The 14546-nt window shown below is 72.3% G+C and carries 11 protein-coding genes; 4 read left to right on the forward strand and 7 right to left on the reverse strand.

Going from position 1 to position 14546, the window contains the following annotated elements; translation table 11 throughout:
* Positions 1-52: 52 nt before the first annotated feature.
* Positions 53-4045, forward strand: coding sequence for a Pls/PosA family non-ribosomal peptide synthetase (locus ACGFNP_RS53365; RefSeq protein WP_393331668.1), 3993 nt, complete (start codon positions 53-55; stop codon positions 4043-4045).
* A complete protein-coding gene (locus ACGFNP_RS53370) occupies positions 4042-5304 on the forward strand; it encodes a M1 family metallopeptidase (RefSeq protein WP_393331671.1) in 1263 nt (420 codons plus the stop codon). The genes ACGFNP_RS53365 and ACGFNP_RS53370 overlap by 4 nt, the downstream gene beginning before the upstream one ends.
* Here the strand turns inward: ACGFNP_RS53370 and ACGFNP_RS53375 are convergent, their stop codons facing one another.
* A complete protein-coding gene (locus ACGFNP_RS53375; protein ID WP_393331674.1) occupies positions 5305-6672 on the reverse strand; it encodes an MDR family MFS transporter in 1368 nt (455 codons plus the stop codon).
* 95 nt (positions 6673-6767) lie between these two features.
* On the opposite strand from ACGFNP_RS53375, the gene ACGFNP_RS53380 reads away from it, so the two are divergent.
* Positions 6768-7343, forward strand: coding sequence for a TetR/AcrR family transcriptional regulator (locus ACGFNP_RS53380; RefSeq protein ID WP_393331678.1), 576 nt, complete (start codon positions 6768-6770; stop codon positions 7341-7343).
* Positions 7344-7351: 8 nt separating this feature from the next.
* On the opposite strand, the gene ACGFNP_RS53385 is transcribed toward ACGFNP_RS53380, so the two are convergent.
* The gene (locus tag ACGFNP_RS53385) at positions 7352-8221 is read right to left on the reverse strand and encodes a phenylalanine 4-monooxygenase (RefSeq protein WP_393331680.1); all 870 of its coding nucleotides are present in this window, start codon (positions 8219-8221) and stop codon (positions 7352-7354) included.
* A 109-nt stretch (positions 8222-8330) separates the two neighbouring features.
* Here ACGFNP_RS53385 and ACGFNP_RS53390 point away from each other — a divergent pair, with 109 nt between their 5' ends.
* Complete coding sequence (locus tag ACGFNP_RS53390; protein ID WP_219538811.1) at positions 8331-8867, forward strand: NUDIX hydrolase family protein; 537 nt, start codon at positions 8331-8333, stop codon at positions 8865-8867.
* Between the two features lie 18 nt (positions 8868-8885).
* Here ACGFNP_RS53390 and ACGFNP_RS53395 read toward each other — a convergent pair whose 3' ends face one another.
* The 5 genes from ACGFNP_RS53395 to ACGFNP_RS53415 all read right to left on the reverse strand — a co-directional run bounded on the left by ACGFNP_RS53395 (position 8886) and on the right by ACGFNP_RS53415 (position 14459).
* A complete protein-coding gene (locus ACGFNP_RS53395) occupies positions 8886-9554 on the reverse strand; it encodes a DUF4142 domain-containing protein (RefSeq protein WP_393331683.1) in 669 nt (222 codons plus the stop codon).
* Positions 9555-9662: 108 nt separating this feature from the next.
* Positions 9663-10163, reverse strand: a complete 501-nt coding sequence (locus ACGFNP_RS53400; RefSeq protein ID WP_358321466.1) for a MarR family transcriptional regulator — start codon at positions 10161-10163, stop codon at positions 9663-9665.
* 49 nt (positions 10164-10212) lie between these two features.
* On the reverse strand, positions 10213-12081 hold the full coding sequence (locus ACGFNP_RS53405; RefSeq protein WP_393331687.1) for a ricin-type beta-trefoil lectin domain protein: 1869 nt from the start codon (positions 12079-12081) through the stop codon (positions 10213-10215).
* 102 nt (positions 12082-12183) lie between these two features.
* Positions 12184-12840, reverse strand: coding sequence for a nitroreductase family protein (locus ACGFNP_RS53410; RefSeq protein WP_393331690.1), 657 nt, complete (start codon positions 12838-12840; stop codon positions 12184-12186).
* Entirely contained in the window at positions 12837-14459 is a 1623-nt protein-coding gene (locus tag ACGFNP_RS53415; protein ID WP_393331692.1) for an AMP-binding protein, read from the reverse strand. Before ACGFNP_RS53415 ends, ACGFNP_RS53410 begins: the two co-directional genes overlap by 4 nt.
* Positions 14460-14546: the final 87 nt, after the last annotated feature.

Raw genomic sequence — 14546 nt, forward strand, 5'->3', positions numbered from 1 at the left:
GTGTGCTCTTCAGTGCGACAGGACCAGCTCCGCCCGACTCGAGGAGCAACGTTTGAGTCCGTACATGGCCGATCTCCAGCCGTTAAAGCTCGCCTCGCGTGCGGTCTATCCCGCGGGCCCGCTGGCGGCGGCGCCCCGTACCCTGCTCGACGTCCTCGACGAGACCGCGCGGGTCCATCCGGACGAGCCGGCGCTCGACGACGGGACCACGCGGTTCGACTACCGGCGGCTGCGTGCCGAGGTGGCGCGGGTCGCGGGTGAGCTCAGGGAGGCCGGGATCGGCCGTGGTGACCGGGTGGGCGTGCGGGTGCCGTCGGGCACCGCCGAGCTGTACGTCACGATCCTCGCCGTGCTCGCCGCGGGCGCCGCGTACGTGCCCGTCGACGCCGACGACCCCGAGGAACGCGCCGAGCTGGTCTTCACCGAAGCCAACGTCTCCGCGATCGTGACCGGCAAACCTACGGCCGGCCCTGAGGGCGTGACCGGCCAACGGACGGCCGACGCCGCGGGCGTGACCGGCGGACCGGCTGACCAGGCGACCGGCGCGGCGACCGACCGGCCGATCGGCGACCTGATCGTGCGGACGATGTCGCCGGAACCGCTGACCCCCGGCGACGACTGGAACCCGCGCCCGCAGCCGCCCGTGCCCGGTGACGACGCCTGGATCATCTTCACCTCCGGCTCCACCGGCAAGCCCAAGGGCGTCGCCGTGACGCACCGCTCCGCCGCCGCGTTCGTCGACGCCGAGGCGGGCCTGTTCCTCCAGGACCAGCCGCTGGGCCCCGGCGACCGGGTGCTCGCCGGGCTGTCCGTGGCCTTCGACGCCTCGTGCGAGGAGATGTGGCTGGCCTGGCGGCACGGCGCCTGCCTGGTGCCCGCCCCCCGATCGCTGGTGCGTACCGGCATGGACCTGGGGCCCTGGCTCGCCGAGCAGGACATCACGGCCGTCTCGACCGTGCCGACCCTGGCGGCGCTGTGGCCGGTGGAGTCGCTCGACGGCATCAGGCTGCTGATCTTCGGTGGAGAGGCGTGCCCGCCCGAGCTGGTGGAGCGGCTGGCCGTACCGGGACGAGAGGTCTGGAACACCTACGGCCCCACCGAGGCGACCGTCGTCGCGTGCGCGGCGCGGCTCACCGGCGCGGAGCCGGTACGCATCGGGCTGCCCCTCGACGGCTGGGATCTGGCCGTCGTCGGCGCCGAAGGCGAGCCGGTGGCCATGGGCGAGACCGGAGAGCTGATCATCGGCGGCGTGGGCCTGGCCCGCTACCTGGACGCGGGGAAGGACGCCGAGAAGTACCCGCGGCTGCCGTCGCTCGGCTGGGAACGCGCCTACCGCAGCGGCGACCTCGTCCGTGCCGAGCCGGAAGGGCTCTACTTCATCGGCCGGGCCGATGACCAGGTGAAACTGGGCGGGCGGCGGATCGAGCTCGGTGAGGTGGACGCCGCCCTTCAGGCGCTGCCGGGCGTCACGGGCGCGGCCGCCGCGGTGCGGACCGCCGGCGGCGGCCACCAGTTGCTCGTCGGCTACCTGGTGGCGGACGACGGGTTCGACGTCGGGCAGGCCCGCGAGCTGCTGGCCGAATCGCTGCCCGCCGCCCTGGTCCCCCGGCTGACGCTGATCGACGCGCTCCCGACGCGTACCTCGGGCAAGATCGACCGCGACGCGCTGCCCTGGCCGCTGGCCGAGCCAGGTGCGCCGGACGCGGCGAAGGGTGAGTTGAGCCCGATCGAGGCGTGGCTGGCCGAGCGGTGGACCGACGTCATCGGCGTCGCGCCGGACGGACCGCAGGCCGACTTCTTCACCGACGGCGGTACCAGCCTGGCCGCGGCACGGCTCGTGTCGCTCCTGCGCACCGACTACCCGGACGTGGCCGTGGGCGACGTCTACGCGCACCCGACCCTGGCCGGGCTCGCGAAGCTGCTCGCCTCCCGCGGCCCGGCAAAGTCGGCGCGCCGTGCGGTGAAACCGATGCCCGCGCGGGCCGCGCTCGCGCAGGCCACGCTGATGGTGCCGCTGCTCACGGCGGGCGCCATGCGCTGGATCGTGCTGCTCGCGACGGTCGGCAACCTGCTCGCGCCGCCGTGGGCGCCCACCCTGTCGTGGTGGTGGGTGGCACTGGGCTGGCTGGTGTTCGTCACCCCGCCGGGGCGGATGGGCCTGGCCGCGGGGTCGGCCCGGCTGCTGCTGCGCGGCGTACGGCCGGGCCGCCATCCGCGCGGCGGCGGCGTGCACCTGCGGCTGTGGTTCGCCGAACAGCTCGCCGCCAGACTCGGCGTGCCCGACCTGGCCAGCGCGCCCTGGATGGGCCTGTACGCCCGGCTGCTCGGCGCCCAGGTGGGCGCCGACGCCGACCTGCACTCCGCTCCCCCGGTGACCGGCCTGCTCAGGCTGGGCGCGGGCGCCTCGGTCGAGCCGGAGGTCGATCTCAGCGGCTACTGGTACGACGGCGACGTGCTGCGCGTCGGCGAGATCCGGATCGGCGCGGGCGCCACGGTCGGCTCCCGGTCGACCCTGCTCCCCGGCACCAAGATCGGAAAGAACGCCCAGGTCGCCCCGGGCTCGGCGATCGCGGGCGCGGTGCCGGCCGGGCAGCGCTGGGCCGGAGCGCCGGCCTCCCGGCAGGGCAAGAGGTCACGGCCGGCCGAGCGGGCCGCCCGCTCCCGGTTCTGGGTCGTGATGTACGGCCTGTCGGCCGTCGTGCTCAGCCTGCTGCCGGCGGTCGCCGTCCTGTCCGGCCTGGCGGTCCTGGGCTGGTACGCCCAGGACGCGCGCACGCTCGGCGCGGCGCTCACCAGCGCGCTGATCGGTGTGCCGCTCGCGACGGTCGTCGGGATGGCCGTGTTCGCGCTGGTCACGCTGGTGATCGTGCGGCTGCTCGGCATCCGCATGCGTCCCGGCAACCATCCGGTGCACAGCCGCCAGGCGTGGCAGGCGTGGGCGACGGGCCGGCTGATGTCCGCGGCCCGGGTCTGGCTGTTCCCGCTGTACGCCAGCATCCTCACGCCGGCCTGGCTGCGCGCGCTCGGCATGCGGGTGGGCCGTGGCGTGGAGCTGTCGACCGTGCTCGCGCTGCCCACCATGACCTCGGTCGGCGACGGCGCGTTCCTGGCCGACGACACGATGGTCGCCCCGTACGAGCTCGACGGCGGCTGGATGCGCATCGCCTCGGCGCGGATCGGTAAGCGGGCCTTCCTCGGCAACTCGGGGATGACCGCGCCCGGCCGCAAGGTGCCCAAGGACGGCCTGGTGGGCGTGTTGTCGGCGACGCCGAAGAAGGCGAAGTCCGGCTCGTCGTACCTGGGCATGCCGCCCGTGGAGCTGCGCCGGACCACCGAGGAAGGCGACCGGAGCCGCACCTACGACCCGCCCGCGCGGTTGAAGGCGGCCCGCGCGCTGGTCGAGGTCTGCCGTCTGGTGCCCGCGATGGGCACGGTGGCGCTGGCCCTCCTGACCGCCGGGGCCATGGAGTGGGTCGCGGCGTCGTACGGCTTCGGGGTGGCCGCGCTGCTGGGCGGCGTGCTGATGCTGGCCGCCGGGGTGGTCGCCGCGGCGGTGGCGACCGCCGCCAAGTGGGCGCTGGTCGGCCGGATCGCGGTGGGCAATCGGCCGCTGTGGAGCTCGTTCGTGTGGCGCAACGAGCTCGCGGACAACTTCGTGGAGGTGCTGGCGGCGCCCTGGTTCGCCGAACCGTGGCTGGGAACCGCGCCCCTGAACGTGTGGCTGCGCTCACTCGGGGCACGCATCGGGCATGGGGTCACCCTTCACACCTACTGGCTGCCCGAGGCGGACCTGGTGAGCGTCGGCGACGGCGCCAGCGTCAACAGGGGCTGCGTGCTGCAGACGCATCTGTTCCACGACCGGGTCATGAGCATGGACACCGTCACGCTGGCCGGGGGCGCGACGCTCGGCCCGCACGGCGTGATCCTGCCCGCGGCACGAGTGGGCGCCGACGCCACGATCGGCCCCGCCTCTCTGGTCATGCGTGGTGAGGACGTTCCCGACGGCTCCCGCTGGTTCGGCAATCCCATCGCGGCCTGGCGATGACCTCGTACTTCCCCTCGCACGGCGACCTCAGGTACGGGGTCGCGCAGTACGACCTGACGCTGAAGTACCGCGTGTCCACGAACTGGCTGGACGGCACGGCCCTGCTGTCGGTGGTGGCGCACGAGCCGCTCGACGGCCTGGACCTGGACTTCGGCCAGTTCCGTGTCGCGGGCGTCACCGTCGACGGCGTCAGCGCCCGCTACACGCACCGCGACGGCAAGCTGCGCGTCGCCCTGCCCTGGACGCTGCACGTCGGGGCCACCGCCGCCGTGGAGGTCCGCTACACGGGCAGTCCCCGGCCGGTGCGGAGCGTGTGGGGCGGCCTGGGCTGGGAAGAGCTGACCGACGGCGCGCTCGTGGCCAGTCAGCCGATCGGCGCGCCCTCCTGGTTCCCGTGCAACGACCAGCCCGGCGACAAAGCGCCCTACCGGATCACGGTGACCACCGCCTCGCCGTACCAGGTGATCGCGAACGGCCTGCTCGTCCACAAATACCGGTCCGCGGGCACCACGACCTGGGTGTACGAGCAGCCGGAGCCGATGGCGAGCTACCTGGCGAGCGTGCAGATCGGGCGCTACCAGTTCTCGGACGTGGGCGGCACGCGGCTGGCCCACCCGCCCCGGCTCGGGACGCGGGTGCGGCACGACTTCGGGCGCCAGGACCAGATGATGGCGCTGTTCGTCGACCGGTTCGGGCCGTACCCGTTCGCCGCCGGCACCGTCGTGGTGGCCGACGACGACCTCGACATCCCGATCGAGGCCCAGGGCATGGCCATCTTCGGCCGCAACCACGTCGACGGCCGGCGCGGGCACGAGCGGCTGGTCGCGCACGAGCTGGCGCACCAGTGGTTCGGCAACAGCCTGACCGTGGCCTCCTGGCAGGACATCTGGCTGCACGAGGGCTTCGCCACGTACGCCGAGTGGCTGTGGTCGCAGGCGTCGGGCGGCCCGACGGCCGACGAGCTGGCCGGCCGCTGGCGGCGCCGCCTGGAGATCCTCCCCCAGGACTTCGTGCTGGGGGACCCGAGCCCGGCGCTGCTGTTCGACGACCGCGTCTACAAGCGCGGGGCGCTGACCCTGCACGCGATCCGGCGGAAGCTGGGCGACCAGGCGTTCTTCCTGATCCTGCGCGCCTGGACCGACACCCACCGGCACGGCAACGTCACCACCGACGCCTTCATCGCCCATGTGGGCCGCTACGCCGACCCGTCGGTCGTGCCGCTGCTCTGCTCGTGGCTGTACGACAAGCCACTGCCGTGATCACGTGCGCTGATACCAGAGAGCCGGTACGACGGCGAGGACGGTGAACGCCAACGCCCAGGCGAAGGTGTGGCCGAAGGCGGCGCCCGGATGGTCGGCCAACTGCCGTTGCAGGATGACGGCGAGCACGGCGGTGCCGAACGAGCCGCCGAGCTGCTGCATGATCCGGGTGGTGCTGCTGGCGTGCGGGATCCGCGCCCGGTCCAGGCCGCGGAAGGCGCCGACCATGATGGCCATGTTGGCCGCGCTCAGCCCGGCGCCCCGGACGACCAGCGCGGCGCCCAGAATCAGGCCGCCGGTGTGCCGGCCGGCGAAGGCGAAGGGGACGGTGCCCAGTGCGGTCATGGCGATGCCCGCGAGGACGACCGGCCGGGGGCCGACGCGGTCGGTGACGCCGCCCAGCCCCTTGGCCAGGAGGCTGCCCAGCCCCTGCGGCGCCAGTAACAGCCCCGCGGCCACCACGCTCGCGCCGCGATCCTGCTGGTAGTACAACGGGAGCAGCAGCATCGACCCGAACATCGCCAACCCCGACAGGAACAGCAGCGCCGAGGACACGGCGAACGCCCGCGTGCGGAACAACCGCAGGTCGATGAGCGGGTCCGCGGTGCGCGTCGCGCGGTAGGCGAAGCCGGTCAGCAGCAGCGCCCCGGCCGCCAGCGGGCCGAGCACCGCCGCGTGGCCGAACCCGCCCTCGGTGCCCACCCGGGTCAGTCCGTACATGAGGGCGGCCAGTGCGGGCGAGAGCAGGAGCAGGCCGGTCACATCGAGGCGGTGGCCGTCGCGCGGAGCGTCGGCGGGCAGGCCGCGCCAGGCCAGCAGCACCGCGAGCAGGCTGATGGGGACGTTGACGTAGAAGATCCAGCGCCAGCTCAGGTGGCCCGCGATCAGGCCGCCGGCGACCGGGCCGAGGATCGGGCCGACGAGGGCGGGCAGGCTGACGACGGCCATCAGGCGGCCGAGCTGCCTGCCGTCCACCGCCCGCATGAGCAGGGTCTGCAGGATCGGCAGCATCAGCCCGCCGCCGACGCCCTGCAGCACGCGGAAGGCGATGAGCGAGCCGAGGTTCCACGCCACGCCGCACAGCACGGAGCCCGCCAGGAACAGCAGCTGCGCGCCCAGCCACATCCGCTTGGCGCCGAAGCGGTCCACGGCCCAGCCGGTGATCGGGATCGCCATCGCCAGGGCGAGCAGGTAGCCGGTGCTCACCCACTGGACGGCCGAAACCGGCGCGTCCAGGTCGCGGCCCAGGGTGTGCAGGGCGACGTTCACGATGGTGCTGTCCAGCAGGGGCGCCAGCGCGCCGAGGACGAGGATCCCGGCGAGCTTGAGCACCGCGGGGTCCAGCCGTTCGGAGGTGGTCGTGGTCATGTTCCGTCTCCCCGGTCGATTAGAGACGAACCGTCTCCAATTCGTACGATAGGCTCATCACAGCAGGAGACGCAACGTCTCTAACGGAGGTTCTCGTGCCGCAGCAGACCAGCCAGCGCCGGCGCGGCGCGGCGCTGGAGGAGACGATCCTCGAGGCCGCCTGGGCGGAGCTGGCCGAGGTCGGCTACGCCCGCCTGACCATGGAAGGCGTGGCCGCCCGGGCCCGCACCGGCAAGCAGGTCCTCTACCGCCGCTGGCGCAACCGGGCCGAGCTCGTCGTCGCCGCCATGCGCCACAGCACCGGATCCATCGCCGACCAGCCCCCCGACACCGGCGAGCTACGCGGCGACGTCCTCGCCGTGCTGCGCCGGATGGTCGAGCGGCAGCGCGACATCGGTCAGGACGTCATCCACGGCCTGCTGGCCGAGGCCCCCGACCTCGATCCGGGCCCGTTCGCCATCATGAGCGAAGTGATGACCGGGGTGCTGGAACGAGCCGCCCGACGGGGGGAGATCGCCTCCGCCGAGCTCAGCCCCCGAGTCGTCTCCACGGCGACCAACCTGCTGCGCCACGAGATCCTGTTCGCCCGCCACCCCGTTCCCGACAGCACGCTCGTCGAGATCGTGGACGAGGTGTTCCTGCCCCTGGTCCACGCCACAGCGCGGCGATAGGCGGATTCTCAGCCATGCGGCCGCAGTCGCAGGGCCGCGTCGTCGTCGAAGGCGTCCAGGAAGTCGGCGAGCGTGTCGGCGACGTGGGTCAGCGAGCGGGCGCCGAACAGCACCGGCTGATACCCGGAGATCTCGTAGGGGGTGGCCAGCGCGTCGAGCGCGTTCAGGTCGCGGATCCGGCTCCGGTCGATCCGGCCGAGCTCGCCGTAGGAGGACAGGAGTGCCGCCCCGTACGCTTTGGGGGTCCCGCCCTCCTCCAGAACCCCGTACTCCAGGGTGAACCAGTACAGATCACTGATGATCTGCAGCGCTCCAGGGGTCTCCACCCGCACCGCCGCCTGGCCGATCAGCCGGTAGATCGCGGCGAACTCCGGTGCGGCCAGGTGGATGCCGTGGCCGAACACGTCGTGGATGATGTCCGGCTCCGGCGAGTACAGCGGCACGGCCGGATGACGGACGAACTGCACGGCATGGAAGTACCCCCGGGCCATCGAGCCGAGGAAGCGCTCGTTCTCCACCACTCCCCCGGCCAGCGTGAAGTCGAACCCCGTCAACCGCCGCAGCCGGGCCCCGACCTCCGCGTGCTGGGGGATGCGGTCGGCGGGGACGCGGACCTCCTCCCGCGCGTCGAGCACGGCCCGGCACGCGTACGCCCGATGCGCGTCGTCGAGCGCGCGATGGACCCTGCTCCAGGTGGCGTGCTCGCCCTCGGTGTACTCCACCGTCGGCGACGGATCCCCCACCTGGTGACCACGGGCCAGCTCGGCGAGCGCGCGGCGCCGGGCGAGGTAGAGCGGGTCGCGCCGGCCAGGATGCTCGGCGGCGGCGCCGAGCGTGCCGTCGGCGGCGATCGGGGTCCGGCGCCACACATCGCTCATGCGGGGTTCATTACCGGGCGGCCGGACACCTGACGCCGGTGACGATAGGCTTTACCGAAGCTTGGAGAGTCCGGATGGATCAAGGGACGCTGGGACGTACGATCGTCAGATGACCGAAAAGACCGAAACTGTGCCCGGCTGGCTCGCTCCGGAAGAGCTGGAGTCCATGCGGGGGCGGATGCCGATCCTCTATATCGACGCCGTGCCGGTGCGAGTCGACGAGACCGGCGTGGTGACCCGCGTCGGCCTGCTGCTCCGCATCGACCCAGACGGAGCGGTCAGCCGGGCGCTGGTCTCGGGTCGCGTGCTGCACCACGAGCGGGTCCGCGACGCGCTCCTGCGACACCTGGAGAAGGATCTCGGCCACACGGCGCTGCCCCAGGTGCCCGCGTCGCCGCAGCCGTTCACCATCGCCGAATACTTCCCGACGCCGGGCGTCACGCCCTATCACGACCCGCGCCAGCACGCCGTGTCGCTCGCCTACATCGTCCCGGTCGCCGGTGACTGCCGCCCCCGCCAGGACGCCCTCGACTTCGTCTGGTTCACGCCGGAGGAGGCCGCCTCCCCCCTGGTCCAGCAGGAGATGACCGGCGGCCAGGGAGTGCTGCTGAAGCAGGCGCTCGCCCAGGTGGGCCGCCTGCCCTAACGGGAACGCCGGCCGCTGTCAGGCGGCCGGCGGGGACGGGAAGGCGTCCGGGTTGACCAGGCCGGTGCTCTCCAGCAGCCGCTGATGGTTCAGCACCGCCGCGTTGGCCTCCTCGGAGAAACGCCGTACCAGGCTGTTCTGCGTACTGCCGCGCACCGCGCCGATCAGGGCGAAGATCTGCCCGTGCGCCAGACGCAGCCACTTCACGAACGTCGAGTCGTACTGCTTGCCGGACCGGCTGGAGATGTCGGCCATCCACTCCTGCTGCAGGTCCGTCGGCTTGATCGGCAGCTGCACCTTGAGCTTGGCGGCCAGAGCGAGGCCCTTCTCGTCCAGGACGTGGTGCTGGGCCGCGATCTCCACACTGATCTTCCGCACCCGCGCGGTGCTCGCCCGCGTGGTGGCCTGCTGCGCCATGGTCATCTCCCACAGGGTGGCGAGCCGGACCTTGGTGATCAGCTCCCTGTCCGCCGCCGACAACGGGCCCCACTTGGTGGCCCACGTACTGGTGTCGACCGCCGTCGCCGCCGCGGCGGGCGGCGCGCTGCTGACGCCCGGCACGACCGTCGCGGCGGGAAGCTGAGCGCTGGGGAGCTGCGCGCCGGGGAGGCCGGCGCACGCGCCGAGAGCCAGGAGCACGGCGACGCCACTGATGGCGAGAACGGGACGGCGCTGTCGCAGTCGCACGCCGTCACCCCCTTCATGGGTCCTCGGACGGTTCAGAAGGAGGTACGCAGCGCCGGGCGGGAGCGTTCATGGCAGCATGCAAAATTTGCTCTAGGCAAAGATCGGCCCTCAGATGCCGGGCCAGCCGAGCGGGTGCAGGGCGTCCTCGGGCAGCTCACCTCCCGCCTCGGTGAAGGCCGTCATCGCCGTGACCAGCGCCCGGCACTGCTCGATCGGCATCCGCGAGACGATCGCGGCGATCTCCTCGCCGCGGCGGGCGGTGACCTGGTCCACGATGTGCTGACCCTCGTCCGTCAGGCGCATCGGGCTCTCCCTGCGGTCGCGCGGATTGACCTCGCGCACGATCAACCCGGCGGCGAGGAGCCGGTCGGCCATCCGCATGGCTGTGGAGGGGTTGACGTTGAGCAGCTCGGCCATGGTGACGAGCTTGGTCTCCCCGTGCCCGGCCAGCACCACCAGCATGCGGAACTGCGGCAACGTGACCTTGTCCTCGACCGCGCCGAGCGAGCGGACGGCGATGGAGACGAGCAGGCGCGAACCGGTGAGGACGGCCGCGACGACGGCGGCCAAGTCCTCCCGGTTCGCCTGATCCGCATTACCCTCTGACATACGCACTGTTGTACACGCCCTGCCTGAGGACGAGGCCAACCCTGAGGCGTCAGGCCGGGACCGTCCACTTCTGGTTGGCCGCGCCGGTGCAGGTCCAGATCTGCAGCCGGGCGCCGTCGGTGGCGGCGTTGTCGACCACGTCGAGGCACTTGCCGGACACCGGGTTCACCAGGTCGCGGCCGGTGGTGTAGCTCCACTGCTGGGCGGCCGACCCGTTGCAGGAGTAGAGCTGCGGGCGGGCGCCGTTGGCCGTGGAGCCGCCGGAGACGTCGAGGCACTTGCCGAGCGAGCGGAGCGTGCCCTCGGAGGCGCGGGTCCACTGCTGGTTCGCCCCGCCGAAGCAGGTCCACATCTGCACGGGCGTGCCGTCGGCGCTGTTGCCGCCGGTCACGTCCAGGCACCGGCCGCCCAGCCCGCTGACCGTGCCGGTCGGGGTACCGGTCGACGTGCCGCTCCAGGTGAAGGTGGCCGTCGTACGGGCCGGCATGGTGTAGGTGAACGACTGGCCGCCCCACATCACCTTGACCGACTGGGCGGACGTGCCGCCGTTGTGGACGAGCAGGGCCTTGGAGCCGTCCGGATTGCGGTACGCGACGTTCTGCACGGTGGCGTTGGCGGTGGAGTCTACGCGCTGCGCCCCGGGCCGGACGAACTTGGTCAGGTGCCCGGTGGTGTAGTACTCGATCGTGTAGTCGACCTGCCCGGCGCGCGAGCCGCCTTCCTGCACGGTGATCAGGCCGGTGCAGGTGCCGCAGCCGCCGTTGTGCGGGCCCATGCTCTGGTTGACGCCCAGACTCCACTTGACCAGGCTGCCGCTCCAGTTCCTGGCGTAGGTCACGATGTCGGCCATGTCCTCGTTGTGCTGGTTGCTGATCCAGGTGCCGCCCGAGTGCTCGGTGCTGAACTGCCGTACCGCCGGATACTGGTTGTGCACCTGGGTGCCCACCGCCGGGTCGCCGAAGTAGCCGTGCCACGCGATGCCCCCGAACAGCGGGTCATCGCGTACCCCGGCGTCACCGAGGATGGGGGCGCCGCTGTTGGCGTAGTCGCCGTAGTTCCAGTCGTGGATGAGCACCTTGCTGGAGATGCCGGCCGCGCGGAAGGCCGGGTAGACGTGGTTCTTGGTGAACTCGACCAGCCCGGAGGGGTTCCAGCTCATGCCCGGGTAGTTCATCGCGGTCGGGTTGCCGGCCTGGCAGCAGTTCGGCTCGTTCTGCACGGAGATGTAGTCGATCGGCACACCGATCGCGGCGTAGGACTGGACGTACTTCACCAGGTACTGCGCGTACATGGGGTAGTACTCCCACTTGAGCCAGCCCATCTGGTCCATCCGGCCGTTGTCCTTCATCCAGCCGGGAGAGCTCCACGGCACGGCCATGATGCGCAGCTGCGGGTTGAGCTGCCTGGCCTGCTGGGTCAGCAGGCGCACGTTCGTGTCATAGCCGTTGGCGCCGAAGTCGTTCAGGTCGCAGCAGGTGTCGTCGAGCGACACGTTGCCCGGCCGGGACAGGTCCGAAGCGCCGATGGGGTTGCGGACGAACGACAGGCCGATGCCGTCGGCCGGGCTGAACAGCCGGCGCATGACCTCGTCCCGGGTGGCGGCGCTGACCGCGCCGCCACGCAGCAGGTACGCGGTGGTGTCGGTGATGGACGCGCCGCCGCCTTCGAAGGTCTGGTAACGGGTGCCCTCGTTCACGGTGATCGTGTGGGTGGCGGCGCCGCTGCTCGCCGCGAACGCGGTCGGGGCCTGCTGCTGCAGGCCCCGGGTCACCGTCCGGCCGCCGGCGTCGGAGGTGGTGGTCAGGTAGATGTTGACCGGCTCGTTGGCGGCGAAGGCCTGCGGGGCGGCCATCAGGCTTCCGGCGGCGAGGCATACGGCCAGGGCGGCCTGGACCGCGCGCCTGTGTGGTGTTGTCACGGGGGGCTCCTCGGTGACATTGGGGGGTGTACACCGAGACAACTTATGTTTCCCACTTATGTCAAGGCATAAATTAAGGCCACCGATAAGCCCCCGGCTCCGTCACATGGCGCCCCGCCAGCGGTCGAGATGGAGGACGTCGTCGAGCGGCAGGCGCGAGGCGGGCTTGAAGGTGTCGCCGGTGTAGTAGGCGGTGGGGATGAGCACGCCCTGGCGGACGTCGTCGGGGAGGCCGAGCAGCTCGGCCACCTCGCTCTCGTAGGCCAGGTGCAGGGTGGTCCACGCCGTGCCCAGCCCGCGCGCCCGCGCGGCGAGCATGTAGCTCCACGCCGCGGGCAGCAGCGATCCCCACAGCCCGGCCTGGTTGCCCTCGGGGAGCTTGGACGCCTGGATGCACGGGATCACCAGCACCGGCACCTCCCCCATGTGCTCGGCCAGGTGGACGGCGCTCACCGAGACGCGCCGCTGCACCTCGGCCCGGGCCGGGTCGTCCTTGTACAGGTGCGCGCCCGAGGCGCCGGACCCGAAGTACGCCTGCGCCGAGCGCAGGTAGTAGTCCCCGATCTGCCGGCGGAGCTCGGGATCGGTGACCACGATCCAGTGCCAGCCCTGGCGGTTGCCGCCGCTGGGCGCCTGTAGCGCGATGTCCAGGCACTCCCGCACCAGTTCGAGCGGGACGGGGCGGTCGAGGTCGAGGCGCTTGCGCACGCTCCGGGTGGTGGTGAGCAGCTCATCGAGACCGAGTGATGGGATCGTCATGAGCTCATCGTGCCACCGAGTCTCCGCCGGTCCACCTTGCCCGTCTGGTTGCGGGGCACGGCCGTCACGAACTCGATGTCGCGCGGAACCTTGTAGCCGCCCAGCTCGGCCTTGACAGCCTGTTTGAGCTCGTCGGCCGACAGTCTCGCGCCGGGCTCCCGGACCACGTAGGCGGCCAGGCGCTGGCCGTACTCCTCATCCGGTACGCCCAGGACGGCCACGTCGGCGACGCCCGGATGCCGGCCGAGGAGGTTCTCGACCTCCTGCGGGAACACGTTCTCACCACCCGAGACGATCATGTCGTCCTCGCGGCCGTCGATGAACAGCCGCCCCCGGCCGTCCCGGTGCCCGAGGTCGCCGGTGCTCAGCAGGCCGCCGGTGCTCTGCCGGCCGCCAGCTTCCGTGCTCGCGTCACCGCCGCCGCCCGAGTAGCCGCTGAAGGTGAGCCCGCCGCCGACGAGAACGCGGCCCACCTCGTACGGGGGCAGCTCGCGGCCGTCCGGGCCGGCGATCACCACCGTGGTCCCGCGCGTGGGGCGGCCGATGGTGTCCGGGGCGGCCCGCAGGTCGGCCGGGGTGGCGAGCGTGGCCCAGCCGACCTCGGTGGAGCCGTAGAGGTTGTAGAGCACGTCACCGTAGGCGTCCATGAACGCGGTGGCCAGGTCCGGCGGCAGCGCCGACCCGCCGGAGACCACCACCCGCAGGTGCGGCAGCGGCTGGACGTCGTGGGCCAGCAGCCGCCTCAGCATGACGGGCACGGCGACCATGGCCGTGGCCCGATGCCGGTCGAGGGCGCGAAGGACCTTCTCGGGGTCGAAGCGCCGCGTCAGCACGACCGGGCAGCCGAGCACCAGCGCCACGCCGTACCAGAGCAGGCCGAGACCGTGGAACAGCGGCGGCGCGATGAGGATCGGCTCGCCGCTGCGCAGCGGCACGGTGGCCAGCATCGAGGTGAACGGCTCGGCCAGCGCGGTCAGTGAGAGCCGTCGCGTCGCTCCCTTGGGCACCCCGGTCGTCCCGGACGTGAGCAGCACCAGGCGTCCCGGCCGACGCGGCGCCGGCGGCTCGGGCCCGGTGGCGGTCGCGGTCGCGGAGGCCGTCGCGGAGGCGATCAGCTCATCCAGGTCGCCGACGCGGGTCCCGGCGAAGTCCACGGGCGGCAGCTCCGGCGCGGCGATCAGGGTGTGCACGTCCTCGCGCCGCAGGATGTCACGCAGGCGCGGCCCGGCCAGGCCGGTGTTGAGCAGCAGCAAGTCCGCGCCCAGCCGCGAAACGGCCGCCACGGCCTCGACGAAGCCGCGGTGGTTGGGCCACATGATCGCCACGGTCCGGCCCGGCCGTACGCCGAACCGGTCGTACAGGGCCGAGGCCAGCGCCGCCACCCGCGCGTCGAGCTCGGCGAACGTCAGGGAGCCGTCCTCGTCGAGGATGGCGGGGCGATCCGGCCAGCGCGCGGCGGCCATGGCCACGCCCGTGGCGGGGGTGACGTGGAAGTGGCGGAACGCCTCCACCATACGCGCCAGGTCCGCGGGCGGCACAGGGCGCAGCAGACCGTTGCGGGCGAACGTTTCGACGGCCTCGGCCCCGAAGCCGCACAGCCGCGCCAACTTGGTGATCATCCGGATACCTGTTCTCAAGGGTAAGAAGGCCATACCCATGGGATCCGGTTCTAGCCCGGACGCCCACCCCAGGAGCGGGGTGGGCGC

The organism is Nonomuraea sp. NPDC049269 (assembly GCF_043197155.1).
In the GTDB taxonomy this organism is placed as follows: Bacteria; Actinomycetota; Actinomycetes; order Streptosporangiales; family Streptosporangiaceae; genus Nonomuraea.

Excerpts from the sequence above, each read along its gene's own strand:
- ACGFNP_RS53370 (WP_393331671.1), top strand. The coding sequence starts at position 4,042 with ATGACCTCGTACTTCCCCTCGCACGGCGACCTCAGGTACGGGGTCGCG.
- ACGFNP_RS53375 (WP_393331674.1), bottom strand. The coding sequence starts at position 6,672 with ATGACCACGACCACCTCCGAACGGCTGGACCCCGCGGTGCTCAAGCTC.
- ACGFNP_RS53385 (WP_393331680.1), bottom strand. The coding sequence starts at position 8,221 with ATGAGCGATGTGTGGCGCCGGACCCCGATCGCCGCCGACGGCACGCTC.
- ACGFNP_RS53390 (WP_219538811.1), top strand. The coding sequence starts at position 8,331 with ATGACCGAAAAGACCGAAACTGTGCCCGGCTGGCTCGCTCCGGAAGAG.
- ACGFNP_RS53400 (WP_358321466.1), bottom strand. The coding sequence starts at position 10,163 with ATGTCAGAGGGTAATGCGGATCAGGCGAACCGGGAGGACTTGGCCGCC.
- ACGFNP_RS53410 (WP_393331690.1), bottom strand. The coding sequence starts at position 12,840 with ATGACGATCCCATCACTCGGTCTCGATGAGCTGCTCACCACCACCCGG.
- ACGFNP_RS53415 (WP_393331692.1), bottom strand. The coding sequence starts at position 14,459 with ATGATCACCAAGTTGGCGCGGCTGTGCGGCTTCGGGGCCGAGGCCGTC.